Origin of the sequence: Ottowia thiooxydans (assembly GCF_040548795.1) — a bacterium.
Classification (GTDB): Bacteria; Pseudomonadota; Gammaproteobacteria; order Burkholderiales; family Burkholderiaceae_C; genus Ottowia; species Ottowia thiooxydans_A.
On sequence record NZ_JBEPSH010000009.1, the window covers coordinates 132,563 to 159,114 of the forward strand.

General features: G+C 59.7%; 20 protein-coding genes. 17 read left to right on the plus strand and 3 right to left on the minus strand.

Features of this window, described 5'->3' with window-relative positions:
• Positions 1-386 precede the first annotated feature (386 nt).
• From ABIE13_RS21865 to ABIE13_RS21895, 7 genes are all read left to right on the plus strand, one after another.
• Positions 387-1,547, plus strand: a complete 1,161-nt coding sequence (locus ABIE13_RS21865; RefSeq protein ID WP_354447603.1) for an aspartate aminotransferase family protein — start codon at positions 387-389, stop codon at positions 1,545-1,547.
• Between the two features lie 10 nt (positions 1,548-1,557).
• The gene (argF, locus tag ABIE13_RS21870; protein WP_354447388.1) at positions 1,558-2,508 is read left to right on the plus strand and encodes an ornithine carbamoyltransferase; all 951 of its coding nucleotides are present in this window, start codon (positions 1,558-1,560) and stop codon (positions 2,506-2,508) included.
• A gap of 110 nt (positions 2,509-2,618) precedes the next feature.
• The gene (locus tag ABIE13_RS21875) at positions 2,619-2,927 is read left to right on the plus strand and encodes a YkgJ family cysteine cluster protein (RefSeq protein ID WP_354447390.1); all 309 of its coding nucleotides are present in this window, start codon (positions 2,619-2,621) and stop codon (positions 2,925-2,927) included.
• A gap of 274 nt (positions 2,928-3,201) precedes the next feature.
• A complete protein-coding gene (kynB, locus tag ABIE13_RS21880) occupies positions 3,202-3,828 on the plus strand; it encodes an arylformamidase (protein WP_354447392.1) in 627 nt (208 codons plus the stop codon).
• A gap of 22 nt (positions 3,829-3,850) precedes the next feature.
• Positions 3,851-5,161: a kynureninase gene (kynU, locus tag ABIE13_RS21885; protein ID WP_354447394.1), complete on the plus strand. Its 1,311-nt coding sequence runs from the start codon at positions 3,851-3,853 to the stop codon at positions 5,159-5,161.
• Positions 5,162-5,184: 23 nt separating this feature from the next.
• Entirely contained in the window at positions 5,185-6,024 is an 840-nt protein-coding gene (gene kynA, locus ABIE13_RS21890; RefSeq protein WP_354447396.1) for a tryptophan 2,3-dioxygenase, read from the plus strand.
• Between the two features lie 195 nt (positions 6,025-6,219).
• Positions 6,220-7,407, plus strand: a complete 1,188-nt coding sequence (locus ABIE13_RS21895; RefSeq protein ID WP_354447398.1) for a vWA domain-containing protein — start codon at positions 6,220-6,222, stop codon at positions 7,405-7,407.
• A 16-nt stretch (positions 7,408-7,423) separates the two neighbouring features.
• On the opposite strand, the gene ABIE13_RS21900 is transcribed toward ABIE13_RS21895, so the two are convergent.
• Positions 7,424-7,972, minus strand: a complete 549-nt coding sequence (locus tag ABIE13_RS21900; protein ID WP_354447400.1) for a hemerythrin domain-containing protein — start codon at positions 7,970-7,972, stop codon at positions 7,424-7,426.
• 96 nt (positions 7,973-8,068) lie between these two features.
• On the opposite strand from ABIE13_RS21900, the gene ABIE13_RS21905 reads away from it, so the two are divergent.
• The 4 genes from ABIE13_RS21905 to ABIE13_RS21920 all read left to right on the plus strand — a co-directional run bounded on the left by ABIE13_RS21905 (position 8,069) and on the right by ABIE13_RS21920 (position 15,616).
• Entirely contained in the window at positions 8,069-10,051 is a 1,983-nt protein-coding gene (locus tag ABIE13_RS21905; RefSeq protein WP_354447402.1) for an autotransporter assembly complex protein TamA, read from the plus strand.
• 146 nt (positions 10,052-10,197) lie between these two features.
• Entirely contained in the window at positions 10,198-14,184 is a 3,987-nt protein-coding gene (locus tag ABIE13_RS21910) for a translocation/assembly module TamB domain-containing protein (protein WP_354447404.1), read from the plus strand.
• A gap of 45 nt (positions 14,185-14,229) precedes the next feature.
• Positions 14,230-14,763, plus strand: coding sequence for a hypothetical protein (locus ABIE13_RS21915; RefSeq protein ID WP_354447405.1), 534 nt, complete (start codon positions 14,230-14,232; stop codon positions 14,761-14,763).
• 136 nt (positions 14,764-14,899) lie between these two features.
• Positions 14,900-15,616, plus strand: a complete 717-nt coding sequence (locus ABIE13_RS21920) for a DUF899 family protein (RefSeq protein WP_354447407.1) — start codon at positions 14,900-14,902, stop codon at positions 15,614-15,616.
• A 468-nt stretch (positions 15,617-16,084) separates the two neighbouring features.
• Here the strand turns inward: ABIE13_RS21920 and ABIE13_RS21925 are convergent, their stop codons facing one another.
• Positions 16,085-17,662 (minus strand): hypothetical protein, encoded by a 1,578-nt coding sequence (locus ABIE13_RS21925; protein ID WP_354447409.1) that lies wholly within the window; start codon positions 17,660-17,662, stop codon positions 16,085-16,087.
• Between the two features lie 460 nt (positions 17,663-18,122).
• Between ABIE13_RS21925 and ABIE13_RS21930 the strand changes: the two genes are divergently transcribed.
• From ABIE13_RS21930 to rpoH, 5 genes are all read left to right on the plus strand, one after another.
• The gene (locus ABIE13_RS21930) at positions 18,123-20,162 is read left to right on the plus strand and encodes a TonB-dependent copper receptor (protein ID WP_354447411.1); all 2,040 of its coding nucleotides are present in this window, start codon (positions 18,123-18,125) and stop codon (positions 20,160-20,162) included.
• Between the two features lie 55 nt (positions 20,163-20,217).
• Positions 20,218-21,441, plus strand: a complete 1,224-nt coding sequence (gspF, locus tag ABIE13_RS21935; RefSeq protein WP_354447413.1) for a type II secretion system inner membrane protein GspF — start codon at positions 20,218-20,220, stop codon at positions 21,439-21,441.
• A 7-nt stretch (positions 21,442-21,448) separates the two neighbouring features.
• Positions 21,449-22,390 (plus strand): 5'-nucleotidase, encoded by a 942-nt coding sequence (locus ABIE13_RS21940; RefSeq protein WP_354447415.1) that lies wholly within the window; start codon positions 21,449-21,451, stop codon positions 22,388-22,390.
• Positions 22,387-22,794 (plus strand): EF-hand domain-containing protein, encoded by a 408-nt coding sequence (locus ABIE13_RS21945; RefSeq protein ID WP_354447417.1) that lies wholly within the window; start codon positions 22,387-22,389, stop codon positions 22,792-22,794. The genes ABIE13_RS21940 and ABIE13_RS21945 overlap by 4 nt, the downstream gene beginning before the upstream one ends.
• A 237-nt stretch (positions 22,795-23,031) precedes the next feature.
• On the plus strand, positions 23,032-23,973 hold the full coding sequence (gene rpoH / locus ABIE13_RS21950) for an RNA polymerase sigma factor RpoH (RefSeq protein WP_354447419.1): 942 nt from the start codon (positions 23,032-23,034) through the stop codon (positions 23,971-23,973).
• A gap of 441 nt (positions 23,974-24,414) precedes the next feature.
• Here the strand turns inward: rpoH and ABIE13_RS21955 are convergent, their stop codons facing one another.
• Positions 24,415-25,548 carry an MFS transporter gene (locus tag ABIE13_RS21955; protein WP_354447421.1) on the minus strand — a complete coding sequence of 378 codons (1,134 nt, stop codon included), beginning with the start codon at positions 25,546-25,548 and terminating at the stop codon, positions 24,415-24,417.
• A gap of 110 nt (positions 25,549-25,658) precedes the next feature.
• On the opposite strand from ABIE13_RS21955, the gene ABIE13_RS21960 reads away from it, so the two are divergent.
• A complete protein-coding gene (locus ABIE13_RS21960) occupies positions 25,659-26,426 on the plus strand; it encodes an AraC family transcriptional regulator (RefSeq protein WP_354447423.1) in 768 nt (255 codons plus the stop codon).
• Positions 26,427-26,552: the final 126 nt, after the last annotated feature.

Sequence of the window (26,552 nt, forward strand, 5' to 3'; positions counted from 1 at the left end):
GGGTTCTGGCGTGAAAAAGAAGTGCAGTCCGCTTGTGGCTGCTGCACCGCACAAAATTTTATCTTATATAAGACTTGAGTACTGTGACAGGGTTCCCGACTGATCGTAACCAGTTCTGAAATGGCTCTCTAAAAGCCAATTCCATAGGCACAAACCATTCGGGAAAATGACGAAAAGCGATGCGGCGCTCCTCCCCACCACCCCCATGTGACTACCGATGTTCGGGTCCAGACACCTGAAAATGACTCACTGTGATGTGATCAATGCAATAAACGTGTCGTTCCAAGCCCCTAGAATGCAACTCTAGCGGGCCTCGTTGGCCCGATTTTCTTTTTCAGGAGCCTGACGTCGTGACAAAGCACATCGAAGCCGCCTCGCCGCACACCATGAACACCTACGCCCGCCTGCCGATCGCCATGGAGCGCGGCCAGGGGTGTCGCGTCTGGGATGTCAACGGCAAGAGCTACCTCGACGGCCTGGGCGGTATTGCTGTCAACACTCTGGGACACAACCATCCCAAGCTTGTTCCCGCTTTGCAGGATCAGATCAGCAAGCTCATCCATTGCAGCAACTACTACCATGTGCCGAACGCGGAAGTGCTGGCCAAAAAGCTGACCGAGATGGCCGGCATGACCAACGCCTTCTTCTGTTGCACCGGGCTGGAAGCCAATGAAGCCGCCCTCAAGCTGGCCCGCAAGTTTGGCCATGACAAGGGCATCAGCAATCCACAGATCGTAGTCTATGAAAAGGCGTTTCACGGGCGCAGCATCGCTACATTGAGCGCCACCGGCAATCCAAAGGTCCAAAAAGGCTTTGAACCTCTGGTGGAAGGGTTCATTCGCGTACCCCTGAACGATATCGACGCACTGAAGAAAGCCACCGAAGGCAATCCGAATGTGGTGGCGGTGTTTTTCGAGACCATCCAGGGCGAAGGCGGCGTGAACCCCATGCGCATCGACTACCTCAAGCAGGTGCGCCAGCTTTGCGACGAGCGTGACTGGCTGATGATGATCGACGAAGTGCAGTGCGGCATGGGCCGTACAGGCAAGTGGTTCGCTCATCAATGGGCCGGCATTGTTCCGGACGTGATGCCGCTGGCCAAGGGACTGGGATCAGGCATGCCCATCGGCGCCGTCGTGGCTGGGCCTAAAGCGGCCAACATCTTCCAACCCGGCAACCATGGTACGACCTTTGGCGGTAACCCATTGGCGATGCGGGCAGGGGTAGAGACCATCCGAATCATGGAAGAAGATGGGCTGATGGAAAATGCCGCCAAGGTGGGCGCCCACCTGAAGGCAGCACTGGAAAAAGCCCTCGCAGGCAACCCTGGCGTCAAGGAAATTCGTGGCCAGGGCCTGATGTTGGGGATCGAGCTCACCAAACCATGTGGCGTTCTCACGGAGCGCGCCGCAGAAGCGGGCCTGCTCCTGAGCGTCACTGCGGATTCCGTGATCCGACTGGTGCCACCACTGATCCTGACAGAGGCAGAGGCCGACGAAATTGTCAGTATTCTCGTGCCGCTGATAAAGACCTTCTTGCAAGAGTAAGCCCACCACGATGACCACTCCAATCAGGCATTACCTTCAGTTCAGCGATTTCAGCGCCGACGAATACGCATACCTGTTTCAGCGTGCGGCGCGAATCAAGAGCAAGTTCAAAACTTACGAAAAGCACCACACACTGGCGGACCGTACGCTGGCCATGATTTTCGAAAAAGCTTCCACGCGCACGCGTGTGAGCTTCGAAGCCGGCATGTACCAGCTGGGTGGTTCAGTGGTCAATCTCACCAGCGGCGACAGCCAGTTGGGGCGCTCCGAGCCCATCGAAGACACGGCGCGCGTCATCAGCCGCATGGTGGACATCGTGATGATCCGCACATTCGAGCAAACGCGTATCGAGCGCTTTGCCGAATACTCCCGGGTGCCCGTGATCAACGGCTTGACCAACGAATACCATCCCTGCCAGATCCTGGCGGATCTGTTCACCTACATAGAGCATCGTGGCTCCATCGCGGGAAAAACAGTGGCTTGGGTGGGTGACGGCAACAATATGGCCAACACATGGCTGCAAGCGGCCGACATCCTGGGCTTTCAGGTTCATGTGAGTACTCCGCGCGGCTATGAGGTCGATGAAAAACTCGTGGCTGGCACGCGCAAGGGCGCTGGCAACTACCGGTTCTTCAGCGACCCACTGGAGGCCTGCCGCGGCGCCGACCTCGTCACCACGGACGTGTGGACGTCCATGGGCTATGAGGCTGAGAATGCCGAGCGCATGAAGGCGTTTGCCGATTGGTGCGTGGATGCCGACATGATGCGTGCTGCCAAGCCTGACGCGCTTTTCATGCACTGCCTGCCTGCGCACCGTGGCGAAGAAGTATCCGCGGAAGTCATTGACGGACCACAGTCGGTGGTGTGGGACGAAGCTGAAAACCGCATGCACGCGCAGAAGGCGCTGCTGGAGTTCTTGATGCTGGGCCGCCAGAGCGAATCACAAGACGGCGCGGCTTGAAGTAAACACCCATTCGATGGAGTCCCAGTGCCTGAAATCGGTTCAGGTGACTCATTCGGATAAGGATGCGTCCAACCAACTCCTGATTTGCTTTTGAATCGTTTCCCACCATGAGCGCATGCCAATCCTGCGGTGCCTGCTGCGCTCACTTTCGTGTGGACTTCTCGGTCCACGAATTGCAGTCAGAGGGAGGAAGCGTTCCCGATTCACTGACTGTGGTGGTTAACGGCAGCATTTGCCGCATGCGTGGCACAGACCATATGCCGGTTCGATGCGCCGCGCTCTCGGGCCGTATTGGCGAGCGGGTGGCATGCGGCATCTATGAATGGCGCTCCTCGCCCTGCCAGGAATTCGAAGAAGGCAGCGACGCGTGCCATCGGGCTCGTGCACGCCATGCTCTGCCTGCGTTGGCGGATTAGGCCAGGCTAATTGCCCAGCCCTTGCGTGACTGGGCCGGTTGAGACTGTGGCGCCAGCCATGGGCGCTCTCTTCAGCGCCCCACGCACCAAGGTTCACGCCATCGACCAGGCCGTTGGAAAAAACCGACACCACGCGGCGCACAAACGGCTACCTTACGTTGAGTCGGTGTGAACGAATCTGCCAGGCTCTCCTGGAGCTGACGCCTTCTGACTGCCCCATGGCTGGGCCGATCCCATTCACAACAGCCTAAACCTGAACCACGCCCTGCAAAACATGAAGAAACTGTGGGATATCTCTCCGCCAGTGCACGCGGCCTCTCCGGTCTTTCCCGGGGACACGCCCTACGCACAAAGCTGGAATGCGGAAATCTCGCCAGGCTGCCCAGTCAATGTCAGCAGCCTGACGCTTTCTCCGCACATAGGAGCGCACGCAGACGCACCGCTTCACTACGACCCGCAAGGCGCTGCCGTAGGCTTGCTCGACCTCTCTGCCTTCCTTGGCCCATGCAGAGTGATTCATGCAATAGGTGTGCGCCCGCTTATTCACTGGACTCACCTGGCCCACGCTGCACATGAGCTGCCGCCACGTGTGCTGGTGCGAGCCTACACACGCATGCCGATGGACCAGTGGGATGACGAACTTCCCGCCTTTGCGCCCGAAACAGTGGAGCGTTTGGCAGATGCCGGGGTAGTGCTGATTGGCATTGACAGCGCCAGCATCGATCCAGCCAGTAGCAAGGATCTGCAAAGCCATCAGGTCATCCGCCGACGCGGCTTACGGGTGCTGGAGAACCTGGTGCTCGATGAGGTCCCCGAAGGCGACTACGAGTTGATCGCCTTGCCTTTGAAACTCATGAGCGCTGACGCATCGCCCGTACGTGCCGTTCTGCGTCAACTTTGAAGCCCTTTCACGCCTCAGACAAATGATCTCCCTACAAGACTGCAAAAGCCGCGACGCCGCCGACACGCTGGCCCCACTCAGACAACTTTTCAATCTGCCCCAGGGCATGATTTATCTCGATGGAAACTCCCTTGGGGCGTTGCCTAGCGCCGTGCCTCACCGGGTGGCCCAGGTTGTGGCCGATCAATGGGGGCGCGATCTCATCGGCAGTTGGAATACCGCGGGTTGGTTCGATCTTCCGCGCCGGGTAGGAGACCGCATTGCACCACTGATTGGCGCAGGCGCAGGCGAAGTGGTCGCCACAGACACGACCTCGGTGAACCTCTACAAAGTGCTCTCAGCGGCGATCAACCTTGTGGAACAAGCCGAAGCAGAGCACGCAGAGGGGCAGGTTCGCGCGACTCGCCGAACCATTGTCAGCGAACGCAGCAACTTTCCCACGGACTTGTACATAGCGGAAGCGCTGTGCCGCGAACGCGGCTGGAATCTGCGCTTGATAGAACCGCATGAAGTCCACACCAACCTGGGCCCCGAAGTCGGCGTGCTCATGCTCACGCACGTGAACTACCGCTCAGGCGCTATGCATGACATGCCCGGCATCACAGCAGCGGCACACGCTGCCGGGGTGCTGGCGATCTGGGACCTGTGTCACAGCGCCGGAGCGGTACCGGTCGAGCTGACCAAGTCCGACGCTGACTTTGCAGTAGGTTGCGGCTACAAGTACCTCAATGGCGGTCCAGGCGCACCCGCCTTTGCCTGGGTCCACCCGCGCCATGTAGCGCGTTGCTGGCAACCCCTGGCTGGTTGGTGGGGCCATGCCAGACCATTCGCCTTCACCCCCGGCTATGAGCCGGCCATGGACATCACACGCTATCAGTGCGGCACCCAGCCCATCATCAGCCTGTCTGCATTGGACTGCGCGCTGGATGTTTTCACGGAGGCAGACAAACTGGGCGGCATGCCCGCGCTGCGTACCAAATCATTGGCACTGACCGACCTTTTCATAGAGCTGGTGGAAACATACTGCCCCGGCCAGTTTGAACTGGTGACCCCTCGCGAGCATGCTCTGCGTGGATCTCAGGTGTGCCTCACCCCGGCGAGTTCGCTCCCTGCCGGGTGCGCCTATGCCATCGTGCAAGCATTGATCGCAAGGGGCATCGTGGGGGACTACCGCGCCGGAGACGCTCAGCAGAGCGACATCTTGCGCTTTGGTTTCACGCCTCTTTATTTGTCCTATGAGAACGTGGCCATGGCCGTGCAAGGCTTGCAGGAAGTATTGAATGACAGGGAGTACGCGCAGCCTCGCTTCAACCGCAAGCACGCCGTCACTTGAAACACAACACAGAGGACAACGCCATGGCCACCCCTGAAACCATTGTTCATACCGAAAAAGCGCAACTCGATTTCAGCCGCAGCATGAGCTATGGCGACTATCTCCATCTGGATCAGATCCTGAATGCCCAACGCCCCTTGTCGCCAGCGCACGACGAGATGCTGTTCATCATTCAGCACCAGACCAGCGAGCTGTGGATGAAACTGCTGCTCACCGAGCTGGGTTCAGCCCTCGGCGATTTGCGCGAAGACCGCCTGCCACCTGCATTCAAGAAACTCACCCGGGCCAGCCGCATCATGGAGCAACTGGTGCATGCGTGGGACGTTCTGGCCACCATGACGCCACCCGAGTACAGTGCCATCCGGCCTTTTCTAGGCCCTTCCAGCGGTTTCCAGAGCTTTCAGTACCGCTGCATCGAATTTGCATTGGGCAACAAGAACGCGGCCATGCTGACTCCGCATGCGCACCACCCTGAGCGGCTGGCCATGGTTCAGTCGTTTTTCGAAGCGCCATCGCTTTACGACGAATCCCTGCGCCTGCTGGCCCGGCAAGGTATCCCGGTGCCGCAAAATTATCTGGAGCGAGACTGGACAAAGCCCTATGAAGCCAGCGCCGAGGTCGAAGCTGCATGGCTGAGCGTCTATCGCGCGCCCGAACAGCATTGGGATCTCTATCAACTCGCAGAAAAACTGACGGACCTCGAAGATGCCTTCAGGCTCTGGCGCTTCCGCCACGTCACCACGGTTGAGCGGGTCATCGGCTTCAAGCGCGGCACAGGGGGAACTGGCGGAGTCAGTTACTTGCGCAAGATGCTCGATGTCGTGCTGTTTCCAGAGCTTTGGACACTGCGCACAGATCTTTAGGAAAACTCTGCCAGTAAGGCTTGCTGTCGCAGAGGTACAGGTCAAAAAGTGCGTTCCCGACCATAATTAGCGAAATTCGGCTTCAGAACGTGCTTGCCAAAGGGTATTTGGCGCGTCATGGTCAACAAATGACCTCCCCGACCGGGCAGAAATGACGCGACTCCTTGGCAGACGTCTTATTTAGGTTGCTTTTCCATGCTGATCGACTTTTTCTACGCACTGCGCTCCGCCAAGCTGCCGGTCTCCGTCAAGGAATTTCTGGTCTTGCTGGAAGCCATGCAGGCCGACGTGGTGGGCCCACGGCAGCCAGATGCCTGCACTATTGATGATTTTTACTTCCTGGCTCGCACAGCCCTGGTCAAGGACGAAAAGCACTTCGATAAGTTTGACCGCGCCTTTGCCGCCTATTTCAAAGGCGTGGAGCAACTGACCGACTTCACCAAAGACATCCCCGCCGACTGGTTGCGCCAGATCCTCGAAAAGGAATTGAGCCCGGAAGAAAAGGCGGCCATCGAGAAGATGGGATGGGAAGAGCTGATGGAAACGCTCAAGAAACGCCTGGAGGAACAAAAAGAGCGCCACGAAGGCGGCAGCAAATGGATTGGCACTGGTGGCACCAGCCCGTTTGGCCATGGCGGCTACAACCCCCGCGGCATCCGTATCGGCGGCAAAGGCGGCAATAAAAGTGCAGTCAAGGTCTGGGACCAGCGCGCCTACAAGGACTACGACGACAGCCAGGAGCTGGGTACGCGCAATATCAAGGTCGCCCTGCGGCGGCTACGCAAGTTCGCGCGCCAAGGCAATGAGCTTGAGCTCGATCTGCCCGACACCATCCGTTCCACTGCAGCCAACGCAGGCTGGCTGGACATCAAAATGGTGCCCGAGCGGCACAACAACGTCAAAGTGCTGCTGCTGATGGATGTAGGCGGCACCATGGATGAACATATCCAGCGTGTGGAAGAGTTGTTTTCAGCTGTCAAAGCTGAATTCAAGCACCTGGAGTTCTATTACTTCCATAACTGCGTTTATGACTTCATGTGGAAGAACAACCGCCGGCGCTTTGCGGAGAAGTTTCCCACTTGGGACATCATCCGAAAGTACAACAAGGATTACAAGCTGATCTTTGTGGGCGACGCCACCATGAGCCCCTACGAAATTCTGCAACCCGGTGGCAGTGTGGAATACAACAACGAGGAAGCCGGAGCTGAGTGGTTGCAACGCCTGACGCACGCCTTCCCCAAGTTTGCCTGGATCAACCCCGAACCACCGGGTGTATGGCAGTACCGCCAAAGCATTGCCGTCATCCAGCAGTTGATGGGCAATCGAATGTTCCCCCTGACGCTCAAGGGATTGGAAGAGTCGATGCGGATGCTGTCGAAATAATGCAAGTCAGGGGTTATCAACCCCTTCGCCGGATGGCCATTTCGCGCCCGATGTCGGCGAGTTGAGCGGCATCGATCAAGGAGCGAGCACGCGGATACGCCAGGGATTCTTCCAGCGGAATATGGCTTGTGTATATCTGTGAAAACTCATCCATCAAAGCGTGGTCAGCCTTGGATATCGAAGGCGGCCGATCTAGGTCGCGCCAGGCCAGAAGCACTACACGCAGCCTGCTCCATAGCGCACTCAAATTCACGTGATCTGCTCGCAGCCTGGAAACGAGCTTGCGCATGTCTGCGTCGTCGCTTTTTGAAAGTGCAGGAAACAGGTGGCGCTCCTCGTCTTCATGGTGGAGCGGCGCAGCGATATCGAAATAGCGCAAGATATCAGCGGCGGCTGAACGAGAAGAGGCATCATGGCCGTGGGCCTGAATATGGTCCGACAGACGCCCTAGAAGTCCTAGAGTTCTCTGCACTCGTTCATGGCACGCCTCGAGCATCTCGAAGGGTTGATCGAAACCCACCCCCGGCGTGTTGAACCCGGGCACCACACCGTTTGTAGCAGGCATGCCATATTTCCTACAAGCGTTGCAACATCGAGATTCGATAATATGCGACTTTCCGGGTCATTTTCTGGATGCGGGGACTTCTTAAATATCGACTTGATGCAGTTTCGTTTTTTGCTTGGTGATCCAGATTTCGCAGCACATAGGTGGACGCGCTTTTGGCGGGTCGGTACGCTGTGTGCATGCGCGTGGCTGGCAAGCGGTCAAACCATGGCGCAGATGGCGCCCGTTCCCCCTCCTGAACAGACACCGTCGGCAGGGCCATCGCCTCTGTCCGAGCCGCCTGCTCAGCCAGAGTCTCCCCCAGTCGTTACACCGCAAGGCGCCGTAGGCGCCACCGGCGATACACCTGCCGTCAAGGCATTCGAGATCGAAGTCCGGGCACCAGACTCCGTGCGTTCCTTGATCGAACGTCATAACGAACTGCAACGTTTTCAAGCCATCACCGACCTCGAAGGCGCTGAGCTTGAGCGACTACTGGTGCTGTCGGAACGCAACTTGCGTGAACTGCTTGGCACGCAAGGATATTTCAATCCACGCATCCAGATCACACGCGAAGAGCCGAGCGGCTCCCGTCCCACCATCGTCATGGAGGTCGAGCCCGGCGAGCCCACAGTCATCGGCAAGGTCGTGATCGACTTCGAAGGCGATATGGCACAGTCAAGCGATTCCGGCACCGTGGAGCAGCGCGATGAGATCCGCTCAAGCTGGAAGCTGCAAACCGGCGACCGCTTCACGCAGGACAGCTGGAGCGGCGCCAAAACGGATGCCTTGCGCTTGCTGGTAGCGCGCCGCTACCCGGCCGGGAAGGTGGGCTACAGCCTGGCCGACGTGGACCCCGCGGTCGATTTGGCACACCTTCGTGTTCAGCTTGACTCCGGTCCTTTGTACAGGCTCGGGCCATTGAAGGTCACGGGCACCGAGCGCTATGACCCCGTTCTGGTCCCGAGGTTGGCCCGCCTGCAGCCTGGCGATATTTATGACCAGCGCAAGCTCAACGATGCGCAATACCGCCTGACTTCAAGTGGCTACTACGATTCAGCCACCGTCTTCATCGATCCCGAAGACAACCCCGAAGCCGTACCCGTACAGATACAGGTGACTGAAGCCAAGCTTCAAAAGGTGGTCCTGGGAGGCGGCTTTTCTACCGATGGCGGTCCGCGCCTGTCCCTTGAGTACCGTCACAACCGGGTGCCGGGCATCGGCTGGCGAGCCATCACCAAGATGCAGATAGAACAGAAGCACTCCTATCTGCAAACCGATTGGCAGAGCATTCCCGGAGAGAATGGTTGGCGCTGGGGAGCGCTCGCCAAAATAGACAGGCTGGATGACAAGAATCTGGTCACTGTGTCTCAGCAACTGCGCTTTGGCCGCTCTCGCAATGACGATCGGTTTGACCGCAATATGTATGTGCAGCTTGACCGGGCGCAAGTGAGCGAGCGTGATGGAGCACAACTGACGGACGCGCGCAGCGGCGACGGCTCTGCACTTTCTGTGAACTACATCTGGACGGGTCGCTACTTTGACAGCCTGCCCTTCCCGTCGCGCGGCTACGGCCTGGGGGCAGAGCTGGGTGGCGGCTATACCCTGGAAGGCGTCAGAAAGCCCTTCCTGCGCGGTGTTGCCCGATGGCTCGGCATCGTACCCCTGGGTGAAGGCGGCGGCGCCAGTCGGCTGGCGCTGCGCGCCGAAAGCGGCGCCGTGGTCACCAACAGCGGCGCCCGTGTACCAAGCGCCCTGCTCTTTCGCACCGGCGGAGACAACACAGTTCGCGGCTATGCCTATCGTGCCATCGGCATTGACTATCCAGACAGTGTGATCGGTCCGGGACGCTACATGGCCATCGGCAGCATTGAGTGGCAACGCCCCATCCTGCAAGATCGTCTGCCCGGCGTTTTGGAGCACACCGTCTTCCTCGATTTCGGCGATGTGGCCGATAAACCCAAGGACCTCCACCCCCGTTTGGGCATAGGCACAGGCGTTCGCCTGAAAACGCCAGTAGGACCCATGCAGCTTGACCTCGCCTACGGGCTTAAAACACGCAAAGTGCGCTTGCACCTGTCGGTTGGGTTCGTCTTCTGATGACTGAGCCCAGCGACCACTCAACCCCTGCGCCGGCGCCAGTTTCGGACACTTTGCCGGTTTCCGCCTCACCATCCCCGCCAGCGCCCTCCCCGCCTGCTCGCAGGCGCCGTTGGCTCAGGCGTTTTGCCTATTTTTTCGCCTCCGTGGTGATCCTCTTGGCCTCTGGCCTGGCCGCGCTCTGGTACTGGGCAGGCAGCGACGGATCACTGGCCCGCGTGCTGGGCTGGGGACAACGCTATCTACCGCCTGAAGCTCTTGGCATAGAGGGCCTGCAAGGCGCACTTCGGCGGGGAGGTGAGGCTCGCCACATACGCTGGAACCAAGGTGGTCTGAACGTGGATGTGTACGACGCACGCTACACCTGGGATCCACTGGCCCTGATCCGTGGTCAATTGCACTTCACCAGCCTCAGTGCGCGACACATCCGGGTCGACGACCAACGCCCACCTGATTCAGAGCCATCTTCCGGCCCACCACAAGCACTCGGCCTGCCACTGAAAGTGCAGATTGACGAGCTCAAGGCTGGCAAGCTGGAAGTGGTCAATCCCCAAGTCTTCAGTGCCGAAGACGTCGCGGGACATTACGGATTTGACGGAGCCCATCACCGGGTTCGCCTTGAAAGCGCGACGATTGCACAAGGCACCTACCAGGCAGAAGTTCGCCTGGGTACGGTGGGATCGCCGGATATAGATGCCAGGTTGTCGGGGAATTTCTTAAGCCCGGCACCAGAGGGTGTGCAAAGCGTTCCCCTTTCAGTGAACGCGCAGGTGCAGGGCCCATTGACCGAAATGCGCGCGCAAGCCCAGGTGCGCGGCCAAGCCACCGATGGCGACGCACCCCTGGCCAGCGCGGACGCCACGGCCCGCATCACGCCCTGGGCTGCGCTACCACTGCCGGAAGCTTCAGCCCGATTTGCCAACCTCGACGTTGCACCTTTTTGGTCCGCAGGACCGCAAACCCGCCTGACCGGAGAGTTGAGCGTTGCCCCCACGCCCGCCAGCCCCCAAACCGACGGCAAGAGCGCAGGATGGGAAGTGATTGCACAGATCACCAATGCATTGCCAGGTCCCTGGGACAAGAAGCGCCTGCCACTGGAGCGCCTCAACACGCAAGCAATCTGGCAGGACAGCGTGGCCACCATCAAGGCGCTCAAGGCAGAACTCGCGGGCGGCACTTTGGAGACTACAGGCTCCTGGTCGGCATCCGCACCCTCCTTGAAGTCGACACCGACATCAACCTCTCCTTCTGCGCCCCCCGCACCATCGCCATCTTCAGGCAATCCAGGTCGCTGGCAGTTGGTCACCTCACTCAACGGTATTGACCCCGCCAGGCTGCATACACAGCTGGCTCCTTTCCCGCTCGATGGGCGTGCCACCGTCTCTGGCGCCGGTAACACCCTGGATTTTGACGCTGCACTGCAAGCGCGCGCCAACCGCCGGCCGCCACCTGCACGCACCGCTAATACCGCTGCAGCGGCTTTGGCCCGAGACATTGAAGCGTTGCGCCTGCAAAGCGCCACCGCGCAAGGCCGTTGGCAGGAAGGCTTGCTTCAGATCGCCAAGCTGCGCGTGCTCACCTCAGACGCAGAACTGACCGGATCCAACATAGAAGCACGCCCGGACGCTCCTTCTGGCAAAGGCCAGATTCAGTTGAGCGCGCCGGGAGCACTCATCAAGCTGGACGCCAACGTCGCCGAACGTGCCGGAGGTGGCACGGTGAACGCCCAGGTCACCGACCTCGCCAAAGTCCTGGCCTGGATTCAAAAACTACCCGGCGTGCCATCGGAACTCGATTCTGCTCAGGCGAATGGCCAACTGGCGCTCCAAGGAAGTTGGCAAGGCGGATGGACTGATCCCACCGTGAAGGCCCAACTCGACATTCCTTCAGCGCAATGGCGCGTCAACAGTGGTGCGGAGGCAGTCTCGAATGGCGGTGCCCTGGCCGCAGGGGGCACCGCCCCAGCCAACGGTCCCATCGCGTTGAAGGACACTCAGGTCAATCTGAGTGGCCGACTGGCCCAGGCGGAACTGGCACTGCGCGGCACGGTGATGCAGGACAAGCGTACGCTCAGGATTCGCGCAGACGCAGGGGGCGGGCGCAGCAGGGCTGGCGTGACGCTGGCAGCGTCTAGCTGGCAAGGAACTTTGCGGCAACTCGAGCTCATTGCACAAGACCCGGCCCTGAGCCAGGGACGAACAGATGCACCGTGGCAGGTCCGTAGTCGCCTGCCCGTCAGCTTCAGTTGGGCGCCCGCATCGGGCGCGCAGGGCGGCGGCGAATTCAAGGCAAGTGCCGGTGAATTGCTGCTCACCGCGCCGCTCAAGAGCGCGGCCCCATCGCAAGCCACAGTCGCTTGGCAACCGCTTGAATGGCGTGCTGGCACACTCAGCACCAGCGGGCGTATCACCGGCTTGCCGCTGGCCTGGGCTGAATTGTTCGCGGGCTCGCAGTTAAGCGACTCTGGTGTCACGGGGGACGTGATTTTCGATGGACAGTGGAATGCCCAATTGGGCGAAACCATGCGCATCGATGCCGAACTGGCCCGCACGAGAGGTGACTTGGTCGTGACCGCGCGTGACGCAGTAACCGGAGTGCAGACGCGCATCGCCGCCGGCCTGAAGGACGCGCGCGTTCAGTTGAGCAGTGCCGGACAGGCCATCACGCTTCGACTCAATTGGGACACCGAACAGCTGGGTACTGTGACTGGCGAAGTTCGCTCCCAATTTGCATCCAGCAGAAACGAAGAAGGCAAGCTCAGTTGGAGTTGGCCCGAAAGCGCCCCTCTGTCTGGCCAATTGCGGGCTGCGCTACCACGCGTGGGCGCCTGGTCCCAGCTGGCGCCTCCCGGCTGGCGAGTAAGAGGCTCGCTGGCAGCCGATATCCGCATTGCAGGCACTCGCGCAGAGCCGCTGCTGTCGGGTACCCTGGGCGCCGATGATCTGGCGCTGCGCTCGGTCGTGGACGGCATCGAATTCAGTGGCGGACGGCTCCGGGCGCGTCTGGATGGGCAACGTCTGATACTGGATGAATTCAGCCTGCGTGGCGGTGGCACGGCGGAAGCAGGCGGCAGCTTGCGCGCCACGGGCGAAGCCCGGCTGCAAGACGGCCAGGTACAGGCCTCCATGAGCGCCACACTGGATCGCTTGCATGCGAGCTTGCGTGCCGACCGTCAAGTCATTGTCTCCGGCCAGTTGCAAGCCAGCGTGGCCGGGCGCGAAAGCACCGTCAATGGCAGGCTGACTGTGGACAAGGCCCTCATCGCGCTCCCAGAAGACTCTGCTCCCACACTGGGTAGCGATGTTGTGATCAGAGGCGTTACCCGCACCAGCGCTGGGTTAGCTCCGTCACCTGTGGCAAACGAAGCAGGCTCCAAACCTGTACCGCAGGGCACGGCCGGGGCGCAGGCTCCAGCCAGCCTCAATGGCGAGGTTCAGATCGATTTGGGGGAGGACTTCCGCGTCCGCGGTATGGGGATCAACACCCGACTGGCCGGCAGACTTTCCCTGGCCATGAAGGGAGCCATTGGCAACCTGCCCAGAGTGACGGGTACGATCAACACGATCGGCGGGACTTTCCGCGCCTACAGCCAACAGTTGAATATCGAGACCGGCGTGATACGCTTCAATGGCCCTGCGACCGATCCCACCTTCGATATCCTCGCGCTGCGGCCCAACTACCAGTCTGATCAGCGTGTGGGCGTGCAGGTCACAGGTTCGGCGCTACTCCCACGCATTCGCCTGTATGCCCAGCCAGACCTTCCCGACAGTGAGAAGCTCGCCTGGTTGATGCTCGGTCGTGCGGCCCCCTCCAGTGGTGCGGAGTCCGCGCTGCTTCAACAGGCAGCCCTCGCCATCATGGGAGGGCGGGAAGGCCGGACCATGGCATCGCGCTTTGGTCTGGACGAGCTCAGCTTCAGCGGTGGAGCCGACACGGACAGCGGCACAGCGGGAGCCACGGTCACTCTGGGCAAACGCCTGTCTGAAAAGCTCTACGCCACCTACGAGCACAGCCTCGCGGGCGCCATGGGCACCCTGTTTGTTTATTTCGAGCTTTCCAAACGATGGTTGCTGCGCGGGCAGGCTGGCGAGCGCAGTGCGGTGGATTTGATCTACACGTTATCGTTTGACTAGCGCAGTACCCTTTAACAACATTGGCCCGCAGGTCACCCGAACATCATGAAATCCCGGCTCATCCAACTCACCCTGGTCGCTGCATCGGCGCTCCTGGCCACCGTCGCCAGCGCGGCTACGTTCACGATTCCCGACACGGGCGTGTCTTTTGACGCCCCTGCAGGCTTCACTCAACTCACGGCTGAAGAAATCGGCAATAAATACCCTTCCAGCCGGGCACCCACTTTTGTGGTGGGCAATCCCCGCCGCACCACGACTATCGCGGCTGACCTTAAGCCCACTGAGCTGCCCAAGGACAAGTTGGCAGAGGTGCAGGCCTCATTCGAAAAGGTGTTCGACCGCATCATTCCCGGTATTGAGTGGAAGGAAAGAAAGCTCATGGACCTGCAGGGCCAGCAGTGGATCTTTCTTGAAATGACTTCACGGGCCGTGGACACAGACATCCACAACATCATGTTGGTGACCCCCCACAAGGGCAAGATGCTGGTCTTCAACTTCAACTCCACCAAAGGCGAGTTTCCAGCGGTGGAAAAGGATCTGAGGAAAAGCCTTCAAACCATCTCCCTGGGAAGCCCGTAGCCATAGTTTTGAACCTGTTCATACCCAAGGCTTTCGTCGGCCTAGGGTCAGAAGAGCTGTTCTCCTACTCCAGTTGGCTGGCCTTGTGGGCATAGTTATGCGGTCATAGGCCCATCGTGGCCAAAGGAGTGCAACGATGACAACAAGTTCTGCAGGCCCCTCCTTGACCCCGGCAGCGCAGTTGGCCGAAAAAGCCAGGACGCCTTTTCCTGGTGCGTCGCCTGCGTACGACGCTGCTCGCAAAGCCCTTTTGGCCGAGGAAATCGAGTTTCGACGGCATATGACGCGCCTGGTCTCACAGCGCCAGGCTTTGCCGCCCGGACCGGTGATTGCCAAGGACTACAGGTTCAAGGACGAACAAGGTTTCGATGTGGGCTTGGCAGATCTGTTTGGCGACAAGGACACCTTGGTCACCTACTTCTGGATGTATGGGCCGCAACGCGAGCGACCCTGTCCCATGTGCACCAACTGGCTGGGCTCTGTAGAGGGTAATGCGGCCGATATCAAGCAACAGGTGGCTCTGAAGGTACTGGGACGCTCACCGGTGGAGCGACAGTACGCCTTTGCACAGGAGCGCGGCTGGCGTGACCTGAACTTTGTGCAGACCGTGGGCGATGACTACGCCAGGGACCTGGGCATTCTCATGGACGATGGAAGCGAATACCCGGCGCTGGTGGTGTTCAAGAAGGACGGCGACCAAGTGCGGCTGTTCTGGGCCAGTGAAATGACCAAAGAAATGGCCGATCCTGGACAGGATCCACGAGACGCGCCTGACATTGCAGCGCTATGGTCAATTTTGGATCTCACGCCCGGCGGACGACCCGCAAAGTGGTACCCGAAGCTGAAATACTAGGGCGAGTCAGCGCGTGAGGCGTTTCATTGACGACACGCCCTAGCGCCGTTCAAATGGATTTTGGCATCGCACGAAAATGGTGCCCCCGGCAGGAATCGGACCTGCGACCTATCCCTTCATCCCACTTCGGTTTTCACCGCCACACCTTGCGTGTGTTCGTGGGCTGGACTATGTCTTGGCCATTGAACCCGGTGGGGTTCATGCAGGCCTGAGCCGTTTAGTCTCTACACCTTCCCCAACAGGGGCTTGGCTCGGCGTTGCCACGGGCTTGGAAGCCCAGAGGGTTCACCGAATTTGACTCAATTCACACAGCAGCTTTCGCTTATCTGGTGCCCAAAAAACGTCTAGGAGGGGATCGCTCTATCCACTGAGCTACGGAGGCAACGGGGCGTAGTGTACCAAGGCAGGCGACGCTGTTTCTTCAAGCTTGCATTCGCCTGCACTTTTCAGACCCCAGTAACTGACGCTTTAACGCAGATGTGCAGCGCCCATGAACAGACTTGAAGGGTCCGCAGTAGTGCTCAGGACAATGCCCGCTGAGCCGGCAGTAGCTGCTGTACTCCCCACACCTGAGTTCCCGCCGTTGCCAGCAGATCCTCCTCCACCCGCTCCGAAGCCCACGCTTGTGTTCGTCCCCCCTCCTGCTGCGCCTCCGTTGACGCTTGCGAAGCCTGATTGTGTGACGCTGGGTGCGATCAGGTTGATGAGCCCTCCTCCGCCACCACCGGAGGCAGATCCTCCCGACGGCCCATTGGCAGCGTCAGCCCCCTTGCCGCCATTGGCCTGGAGTGTTCCAGTGTTGGTGACGGATACCTTGGATGCCAGCACGATGACACCACCACCGCCGCCACCGCCGCCAACGCTGACGTTGGGCACGATGCCTTGGGAATTGGTCCCATTGGCCCTGATAGCCCCGGCAGCCGAGACCGAAATGGCCCCGGTGGCCGCAATCACGAGTGTGCCTCCGCCGGCAGCATTGGCCAGCGCGCCCTGGGCTAGCCTGTAAGGCCCCACACCGCCGCCCGCCGCCCCCGGATTCACCAGTGTCCGCGCAAGCAGGGGATTGAGCCGCGCTCTCCCGCCACTTTGAACAAATGTGGAATTACCGGAGTTGTCGAAAGCGGCTTCTGACGAAGCAATTCCTTTGTCATCTGCAGGACTACCTGACACCACAATGCTGCCCGCAATACTGACGGGACCACTCACACGAATGATCAGCCCACTAGGCACAGTCAGCGTAGCGCCGGCATTCACAGTGAACCCAGTGAATTGAAGGGTACTGTTGGGCGGGTTTGTCTCCCAATTCGTATTGCCAGAAATCGTCATGGCGCCGTTGGAGCCGTTCCCATAGACGTCCGCAGACACGCCGGCAGGGCCAGTAGCGCCGGTGGCACCGGCTGCCCCTGTCGGACCTTGAGCACCTGCACTGCCTGCAGGTCCGGTGGGGCCTGCAGAGCCCGGCGTACCGGGCGTACCGGGCGCTCCCGCCGCGCCTGTAGGTCCCATGGGTCCCACAGCCCCCGTGGGTCCAGCCACACCCGCTGCCCCCCCAGCGCCCGTGGGACCTATGGCCCCCAGGGCACCAGTCGCGCCTGCCGGGCCCGTAGGACCAATAAGTCCTGTGACGCCTGAAGGGCCGGTCGGTCCGACATTGCCCGTAGCTCCGGCAGCGCCTGTGGGCCCTACGGCACCAGTGGGCCCCGCAGCACCTGTAGGTCCCTCTGCGCCCGTTGCACCCGCTGCGCCCGTTGCACCCGTCTCCCCTGTTGCTCCCGTCGCGCCGACAGGGCCAATCGGGCCCGCACCTACCGACAACTTGCCTGCGGAATCGGTGAACACGTAGCCCCCCGTCGTTCCCAAGGCGGGAATAGTCACTGACCCGTCATTGGCAAAGCCGGTGATCACCGATCCGGAGGGCGACTTCACCGCCACGCCGTTGGCCCCAGACAAAGAGACCTGGGCCTCTGCTGCAAATCCGCTGATCAGCAAGGCGCAGGCCATAGCCAAAGGGCGCAGGCAGCCCACGGAGTTGTTTTTCTTGTTCATGGAAATGGTTTTCTTCAGTTGGGCTCGGAGACTAAAAAGATGCCGGCTCGCCAAAGCCGGACGACCCGAACTCAAAAGTAACAAAACACATTACAAGTTAATTCAGGTAATTATTTGCAACAAGAAATATAGTTCTTTTTCATGGGAATTGGTTAACTGGGGAAATCTTTATTTGAGTGCTACGAACACGTTTGATTTCGCCGTGCTCGCCCGGTTAGAAAAGCCGGCGACCTGCAAGACAAAAACCAAAAATCCATCTCGCCGCAGGGCACAGTCAAATAATTAATACTAATTAGCTATTAAAATTACAAAATTGCCGATCGGGCCTGCGCCAGTGACCAAAGCCTGATCAGGCCAATCTGGCGGGCGCACCTGGCTTGTCACTTTTCTCCCGTTCATCCCTCACCTCGGCCGGAAACTGCCACCAGGTTCTTTCCTGCCATGGGGTCCAGACCCTTGCATGCCCGCTTCCTACTTCCATCCTGCTCGCGTCTTCAAACTTTCCCGCATCCCTACCGCAGTGACTTCCTGGGTGTTGTTCACAGCACTGCCAGCAACGGCGGCGTTGAATCAACAAGAAGCTCCAGACGCATTGGCAGAAGTGGTGGTTACGGCAGTGCACGATCAGTCGCCGACAGAGGTGGTGGCAGACCCCAAGCAGCCCCGCCAGCCGATACCGGCCAGCGACGCAGCAGACTACCTGAAGACCATTCCAGGGTTTTCAGCCATTCGCAGCGGTGGCTCCAACAGCGACCCCGTCTTTCGCGGCCAGTTCGGCTCTCGCCTGCCTCTGCTCACCAATGGCACAACCCTGCTCGGTGCCTGCGGCGGCCGCATGGACGCTCCAAGTTCGTACATTTCCCCAGAAACCTTTGATCAACTCATTGTCATCAAGGGCCCTCAAAGCGTCATCTGGGGACCGGGCGCATCAGCCGGCGTCGTGCGCTTTGATCGCATCACGCCCAGTTTCACCGAACCCGAAGCCCGGTTAAGCGCCAACATGCTGAGTGCAACACGCGGCCGAAATGATCAAACCGCAGAGCTGGAAGCCGGGCATTCGCAGATGTACTTGCGGGGCACAGCCAATCGGTCAGAGGCCAGCGATTACCTCGACGGCCATGGTGTGCGAATTCCCTCAGCCTGGAAAAAGTGGAACGCCGATCTCGCCCTAGGTCTCACGCCCGATGCTCACACGCTGGTTGAGTTCACCGCGGGCATGGGCGATGGCCATGCCAGATACGCAGGCCGCAGCATGGACGGCGTGGAGTTTCGCCGACACAGCTTTGGCATGCGTTTTAAAAAGCAACACATCACGCCCTGGTGGTCAAAACTTGAAGCAACGGCCTACTCCAATCACATCAACCACGTGATGGACAACTACAGCTTGCGGCCCTTCCCCGCCGCTGATGGCATGGCGACCGCTTGGGCAACCGAGGTGCGCCGAACAACGTCCGGCGCACGCGTGGCTGCTACCCTCGAGCCCTCTGAGAACTGGCAACTTATCACCGGCATCGATGCCCAGCGCAGCCCGCTGGAGTGGCGCGGCGGACCTGCCACCACGTCTTATCAGGAACGCAGCTGGAATCCCGACGCCAAACTGTCCAACCTGGGATGGTTTGGACAAGCCAGTTGGCAATCCGGGCCACGCACCCGCTGGATCAGCGGAATACGCCTGGACCATGCGCAGGCCTGGCGCTGTTCAGACAGCAGAGAAGACCACCGAAGCCGCCGCGCCCTGCTCAGCGGCTTGCTTCGCTGGGAGCAAAAGCTAACCCACGGCGAAGTGGTCTATGCAGGCCTGGGCCACGTTCAACGATTCCCAGATTATTGGGAGCTGATCTCCCCCCATAACAGTGCGAGCGACAAAGGCAATGCTTTTGCCACACTCAGGCCCGAGAAAACCACACAGTTCGATGTGGGCGCGCGCTGGAAGAGCGAAGCCTGGCAACTCTGGGTCTCCGGCTACCTGGGTGTGGTGCAAGACTACATCTTGTTCGACTATCTGGGCGGCAAGTCAGCCGTTCGAAATGTGGACGCAGCCACCATGGGCTTCGAGCTTGGAGGCCAGTACCGGCTCGCCGCCTCCTGGAACGCGCAGGCCACAGTGGCAGGCACATGGGCTAAAAACCAGACCGACGGCCGCCCGCTGCCACAAATCCCACCCGCGGAGTTGCGCCTGGGGCTCAACTACACGCAAGGCCCATGGAACGCGGGCGGGTTGTGGCGCCTGGTTCCCGCTCAGCGCCGTGTGAGCGCAGGACAGGGCAACGTGGTCGGCAAGGACTTTGGCGCGAGCAGCGGCTTTGGCGTCGTGTCCTTGCATACGGGATACCGCCTCCATAAGCGATTGAAGCTGCTCGCAGGCGTGGACAACCTTTTCAATAAAGCCTATGCAGAACACCTGAACCTGTCAGGTGATGCAGGCTTCGGGTTCTCCAGCGGCAGGCGCCTGAACGAACCTGGGCGCACACTCTGGCTTCGGGCTGCCATCGAACTTTGACCTTTCCAAGGGACATTAAGCTAAGGCATGTGCCTATACCGGTAACATCGCCACCATGCCTGCCTATTCCTTCGAGGCCCTTCAAGCCGACGGCAAGACCCGCAAGGGCGTCATTGAGGCCGATACCGCCAAATCAGCACGCTCGCTTTTGCGCGGGCAGGCGCTGGTGCCACTGAACGTCGACCCGGTGTCCGGCGGTATCGACGGGCCGGGGCTGCTGTCAAAACCCATTCTGGGCGGCGGTGCCTTCAACTCCACCCAGTTGGCCATCTGGACGCGCCAGCTCGCCGGACTGGTCTCCTCTGGCCTGCCTCTTGAACGTTCCCTTACGGCGCTGGCAGAAGAGGCTGAAGATGAAAAACAACGCAATCTGATCGCTGCATTGCGCTCGGAAGTCAACGCGGGCTCGCCCCTGGCCAAAGCCATGATGCAGCACCCGCGCGAATTTTCTCAGGTCTTCGTGGCCGTCATCGCAGCTGGCGAACAAGGTGGTCACCTCGGCACCGTGCTGGAACGGCTTGCAGACGATCTGGAAGAACGCCAAGCCTTGAAGGCCAAACTCATAGGCGCTGCGCTGTATCCGGCCATCGTGACCGTCGTGGCCATCGTGATCGTGATCTTTCTGGTGAGCTACGTCGTACCCCAGGTAGCCACCGTGTTCGCGGGCTCCAAGCATGCCCTGCCTTGGCTCACGGTGGCCATGCTGGCCATCAGCGACTTCGTTCGCGGCTGGGGTTGGTGGATGCTGGCTGCCATCGTGCTGGCCACATTTTTTACCCGGTGGGCCTTGCGCAGGCCTGCACTGCGACAGAAATTCGACGCCGCCTGGCTCAACCTGCCCATCGTCGGGCGCCTGTCACGCGGCTACAACTCCGCCCGCTTTGCCAGTACGCTGGCCATGCTGGCGGGCTCGGGCGTACCTATCTTGCGTGCTCTTCAAGCTGCCGCAGAGACATTGAACAACACGGCCATGCGCGCAGATGCAGAAGATGCGCTGATACTGGTGAGGGAAGGCGCGCCACTGGCGTCGGCCATGGCGCAGAAAAAACGCTTTCCCGGCTTGCTGGCCATGTTTGCACGCCTGGGTGAGCAGACCGGGCAACTGCCCATCATGCTGCAGCGAGCAGCCACTCAACTCTCCACCGAGGTCCAGCGCCGCGCCATGCAGTTGGCCACCGTACTGGAGCCGCTCCTGATCGTGGCCATGGGCATCATGGTGATGCTGATTGTGCTGGCGGTCATGCTTCCCATCATGCAGCTCAACCAGTGGGTTAAATAGGCCTTTCATGCCCGCTTCACTTCAAGACCAACTCGTCGTTGCCATTTCTTCGCGGGCACTCTTTGATTTCGAGGAAGAGAACCGCCTGTTCGAGGCAGGAGATCCGCAAGCGTATATGCGCTTGCAGCTCGAACGACTGGACGCCCCTGCCAAGCCTGGTGTGGCCTTCTCCCTGGTCCGCAAGCTCCTGGCATTCAACGATCCGGATCATCGCAGGGTCGAAGTCGTCATTCTTTCGCGCAACGACCCGGTGAGCGGCATGCGCGTCTTTCGCAGCGCAGGCGCTGCGGGCATGCACCTGGAGCGCGGCGTTTTCACGCAGGGACGTGATCCCTTCGGCTATCTGCGCCCTCTGGGTGCGCACCTTTTTCTATCTGCCAATGAAGCGGATGTCCGCCGAGCGCTCAACCTGGGTTTTCCAGCTGCACGTGTAGTGACTGACTCGGCCCAGGCCATGGGCAACTACGCCCATGAAGTGAGAATCGCGTTTGACGGTGACGCCGTGTTGTTTGCGGACGAAGCAGAGCTGGTTTTTCAGAAGAAGGGATTGGCCGCGTTCCAGGCCCACGAAAAGCGCAAAGCGGCCCTCCCCCTTCCGGATGGCCCCTTCAAACCCCTGCTCGCTGCTCTGCACCGGTTGCAGCAGTCAAGCGGGGGCTCCATGCGACTTCGCACTGCGCTGGTTACCGCGCGCAGCGCACCTGCTCACGAGCGCGCTATCCGTACCTTGATGCACTGGGGGGTGGGCGTGGACGAAGCCATGTTCCTGGGGGGCTTGCCCAAAGGGGAATTCCTGAGGGAATTTGAACCCGATTTCTTTTTCGACGACCAAGCCGGGCACATAGAGCATGCGGCCCGTCACGTTCCCGCGGGCCACGTCACGAGCGGAGTTACAAATCCAGAGCTCACAAGGGAACTCCCTGCGCCCGGCGCCCACAAACCAGCATGAGTTCTAAAAAAATCACAGTGGCTCTTGCAGGGGCCGTGTGGCTGGCCGCTGCTGGTTCCGCCTTGGCACAGCCTAAATCGGCGGCATCAGCACCTGCCACCGGCAACACCACCACTGTCAAAGTAGATAAGGCAGATAAAGGTGACGAGCAAGCTATCAAGTGGTTTCGTATGCTGGACAAAAACGCAGATGGCCGACTGTCGCGTGACGAAACCGCCTGGATCACCCGTTTCAAGCCTTCCTTGGCCGAAGAGTTCAGTGCCGCCGACGCGAATCGCGATGGATTCGTGACGCAAGAAGAAATCCGGGCATTGGCCAACAAACGTCGTGTCGAGCGCGAAGCCAAACGCAAGAAGGAGCAGGCAAGCCAGGGGGCATCGACCACGCGCGTGTCTGCTCCGTAAAGTTTGTAAGACGAGCAGGGGCCTGGCTGTGGCTTTGAGGGTAGTGGGCAGTGATCCAGGCGGTGTTTTGGGTCGTATCCATCACCTCACATATCAATACTCAGCTTTCCTACATCCCGTCAGCCAGCAGGGTGAAAAAATCCAGCGTAGAGTTGTGTTTCTGAATGAACTTTTCTCATTAGCACTCACTCCAACAGAGTGCTAAAATACTTGACTATGACTAAAGGACATTCCAAGATGAGCACTGCGGTTTCCACCCCTGCCGCCACTGCGGTGGCGCTGGCCAATCCATGGTCCGTCGTCCCGTCCTTGGGCAACCTTGACGCCTACATCACGGCTGTCAACCGTATGCCTATGCTGACGCACGAGGAAGAACAACGCTTCGCCAAGGATTTGCGCGACACAGGCGACGTCGAATCAGCCGGTAAGCTGGTCCTCTCACACTTGCGCCTGGTAGTTTCTACTTCGCGCCAATACCTGGGTTATGGCCTGCCTCACGCTGACCTCATCCAGGAAGGCAACGTCGGGCTGATGAAAGCCGTCAAGCGCTTTGACCCTGACCAGGGCGTGCGCTTGGTGAGCTACGCCCTTCACTGGATCAAAGCCGAGATCCATGAATACATTCTGAAAAACTGGCGCTTGGTCAAGGTGGCCACCACCAAGGCCCAGCGCAAGCTATTTTTCAATCTCCGGTCCATGAAACAGGGTTTCAAGGCCGAAGACGCCGAACAGGACGTCACTTACCGTGACAACCTCTCTGATGTCCAGGTTGACGTGGTCGCCCGTCAGCTGAACGTCAAGGCTGAGGAAGTGCGCGAGATGGAGATGCGCCTTTCTGGCGGCGACGTCCTGCTCGATCCCGCACCTGCTGACGATGGAGACCAGGCATTTGGCCCTATCGCCTACTTGTCCGACGTCAATCATGAGCCCACTGCCATGATTGAATCCGCCCAACGCGACGCATTGGCCACCGAAGGCATCGCAACCGCATTGAGAGGCCTGGATGAACGCAGCCGCCGCATCGTCACTGAACGTTGGTTGAACGTTCGGGACGACGGATCCGGCGGTATGACGCTGCACGAACTCGCCGGCGAGTACGGTGTCAGCGCGGAGCGCATCCGCCAGATCGAGGTGGCTGCCATGAAAAAAATGAAGACAGCACTGGCGGAATACGCCTGAGCCGTCCATTCAACAGCTAAAGAGCCCGCTGCTCCAACCAGCGGGCTTTTTTTATTGGCCGGGCCGTCCCAAAGTAAAAAGCGCCCCTCGGGGGCGCCCGGCATAGGGGGCAGCGGACCTCGCGAAGCGGGAAAGCGGGGGGCCATTTTTCATTGCCGGGCCCAAAATACCCGCTCGGGAGTGCAGACCACGCGAAGCGAGGGAGCGTGGGGGTCATTATTCATTTCATCATGACTCCCACATCAAAATCCGCTCGACTACGCCACAGCCAGATACCGCAGGTTTATAAATAACTTAGGCGGATTTCCCATATACCGGCGCTTTCCGAAACCTGACCTGACTTCCGACCGCCCGACTCCTGTCCGCAAAATCTCTCGATATGCGAACCACAGAATGGAAGCGAAGAACGGCCGCAGATAGGTCTGCCGACTCATACCCAAGTTATCTGCGGACCAGCCGCTTTGATCCAAGGACAAGAGCTGCGAGTACGGCGCAGGCCACAAGGAGAAGATCCAGCCTCTGGCCAAAACCCGCCACCATCAACCCCAGCCCGAGTAGTACGTAATAGAGCATGCTCAGAATGGCGCCCGAGGTGCCAAGCCGGTCCGCATAGTTCCGCAGGGCCCCGGTAAGGATATTGGGGATCGCCATGGCATAGGCCAACGCAACGACGGCCATTCCGATAACAAAGGCTGGGCTTGATGCAAGCAGGACCAGAATTCCTGCGCCGATGGCCAACAGCCAAGCACTCAATCTGACCAGTTGGCCGGCGCTCCAACCACGCCGCAGCAGCACCGAGTTTGCGAATGCGCCAAGGAGCGAGGCTCCTGCCAGGAAGATGCCGCTGTCTCCGAACTCAAACCACCGAGCCTGCAACCTTTCAAACACGAAGGGGCCAAGTTGGTAGTACCCGAAGAAGGCTAGATTGAAGACGGAGATCAGAACAGCATTGCGCCAGATATCGCCGTCCCGCAGCATGTCGTGCAAGGTCGGCAGAAAACGTGCAGTCTGAACTTTGGATGGTCGGGTCTCGGGCCAGAAAGCAAAATTCAGCCCTAGAAGCACGACCGCAAGCAAACCCAATGCGGCGAACGCGCCCTGATGACCTGCGCGGGAAGCGATCTCTTGACCCAGGAACATCCCAATGGCGGGACTGACTGCCAAGGCAATCCCGAGCAAGGAGAAAACGCGGGCGAGATCCGAGCCGCGATAGCTATCGCGTAGTGCGGTCTGCGTGACAATCGAGCCCACCGCCGCACCAAACGCCGAACTCAACCGGGCGAGGAGAAGCTGCGCGAAATCCCCGGCAACCATCGCCCAGCCGGCTCCGACCGCATAAAGCGCCAATCCGGCAAGCAGCGCAGGTCGACGGCCAGCAACATCGCTCAGCCGCCCCCAGACCACCACGCCGAATGCGAAAGCAACAAACCAAAGCGACAGCGTCTGAGCAGCCTCTTGTGGCGTAGCGCGATAGGCCCTTGCGATCAGCGGCAGGACCGGGCTGTAGATGGTCTCCACAACCTGGGGAAAGCTCAGAAGCAGTATGGTGAGGGCAAGAGGCGGACGGCGGAGCACGATGGGAGCGAATCTCGATGTTGAAACCGCTACTCTCTCAAATTACCTCTCTGTTCATTACAAACGTTATGACAAAATATGTCGGAAATTGGACAAGAACAAGGTAATCTATGGCTTGGCTGGCCCCATCGGATCCTTTTGATGTCGACCAGATAGCACAGCCTGTCGCAGGAATCGCCTCGCGTCTGGTCCAGCATGACTCTGGCTGGCACAGCCACGGGCGCGGGCAGTTGCTTTTTGCCTTTGCCGGCTCGATCCGCATAACGCTGCCGGGCGCGATCTCGATCCTGCCCCCCATCCGCGTAGCCTGGATTCCGCCGTGCATTCCACACAGGGTCTGTATACGCAGCGAGGTGGAATATCGCTCGATCTACCTCGATCCAGCGCGCGTTGTCATGCCCTTTGCAGAACCGGCCATTGTCACGATGCTCCCTCTGCTGCGAGAGGTTTTTGAGCGTATCAGCTTCCAGCCATTCGACACAGATTGGTCACAAGGGGCGGAGCGCAATTTACTCGCCGTCTGCATGGATGAACTGGCTACTGCGCGTCATGAGCCAATGCTCCTGCCGGTTCCATCCGATCCGCGGCTTGCCCGGCTGGATCTAGAGGAGCTACCACCGGAATTGGAAGTACTCTCACAACGAGTCGGCGCAAGCGCGCGGACCATCACTCGCATCTTTCGGCGCGAGACCCGCATGAGTTATCAGGGATGGAGGCAAAGCTGGCGGCTCTTAAGAGCAGTGGACTTGCTCGCGGCAGGCCTTAGCGTCACTCGCTCAGCGTCTGAACTAGGCTTCGCCAGCGACAGCGCCTTCATCGCATTCTTCCGCCAAATGACCGGCGAAACCCCAAAGCGCTACATCGACAAGGAAAAGTAAGTGTCTGAATGCGCGAGTGTTATCGGCAGTTGGGGCACTGGTAGCTTGCGAATAACCGACAAGAGTAGCGGCGACACATTGATGACATTGCGATCAGGATCGCGAGTGTTCGGGCAGCCGCAGCAA

Coding starts and splice junctions, on each gene's coding strand:
- ABIE13_RS21960 (WP_354447423.1), top strand. CDS start 25,659: ATGGCTTGGCTGGCCCCATCGGATCCTTTTGATGTCGACCAGATAGCA.
- kynB (WP_354447392.1), top strand. CDS start 3,202: ATGAAGAAACTGTGGGATATCTCTCCGCCAGTGCACGCGGCCTCTCCG.
- ABIE13_RS21930 (WP_354447411.1), top strand. CDS start 18,123: ATGCCCGCTTCCTACTTCCATCCTGCTCGCGTCTTCAAACTTTCCCGC.
- ABIE13_RS21945 (WP_354447417.1), top strand. CDS start 22,387: ATGAGTTCTAAAAAAATCACAGTGGCTCTTGCAGGGGCCGTGTGGCTG.
- argF (WP_354447388.1), top strand. CDS start 1,558: ATGACCACTCCAATCAGGCATTACCTTCAGTTCAGCGATTTCAGCGCC.
- ABIE13_RS21900 (WP_354447400.1), bottom strand. CDS start 7,972: ATGCCTGCTACAAACGGTGTGGTGCCCGGGTTCAACACGCCGGGGGTG.
- rpoH (WP_354447419.1), top strand. CDS start 23,032: ATGAGCACTGCGGTTTCCACCCCTGCCGCCACTGCGGTGGCGCTGGCC.
- ABIE13_RS21920 (WP_354447407.1), top strand. CDS start 14,900: ATGACAACAAGTTCTGCAGGCCCCTCCTTGACCCCGGCAGCGCAGTTG.
- gspF (WP_354447413.1), top strand. CDS start 20,218: ATGCCTGCCTATTCCTTCGAGGCCCTTCAAGCCGACGGCAAGACCCGC.
- kynU (WP_354447394.1), top strand. CDS start 3,851: ATGATCTCCCTACAAGACTGCAAAAGCCGCGACGCCGCCGACACGCTG.
- ABIE13_RS21895 (WP_354447398.1), top strand. CDS start 6,220: ATGCTGATCGACTTTTTCTACGCACTGCGCTCCGCCAAGCTGCCGGTC.
- ABIE13_RS21905 (WP_354447402.1), top strand. CDS start 8,069: ATGCAGTTTCGTTTTTTGCTTGGTGATCCAGATTTCGCAGCACATAGG.
- ABIE13_RS21865 (WP_354447603.1), top strand. CDS start 387: ATGAACACCTACGCCCGCCTGCCGATCGCCATGGAGCGCGGCCAGGGG.
- ABIE13_RS21875 (WP_354447390.1), top strand. CDS start 2,619: ATGAGCGCATGCCAATCCTGCGGTGCCTGCTGCGCTCACTTTCGTGTG.
- ABIE13_RS21925 (WP_354447409.1), bottom strand. CDS start 17,662: ATGAACAAGAAAAACAACTCCGTGGGCTGCCTGCGCCCTTTGGCTATG.
- ABIE13_RS21940 (WP_354447415.1), top strand. CDS start 21,449: ATGCCCGCTTCACTTCAAGACCAACTCGTCGTTGCCATTTCTTCGCGG.
- kynA (WP_354447396.1), top strand. CDS start 5,185: ATGGCCACCCCTGAAACCATTGTTCATACCGAAAAAGCGCAACTCGAT.
- ABIE13_RS21915 (WP_354447405.1), top strand. CDS start 14,230: ATGAAATCCCGGCTCATCCAACTCACCCTGGTCGCTGCATCGGCGCTC.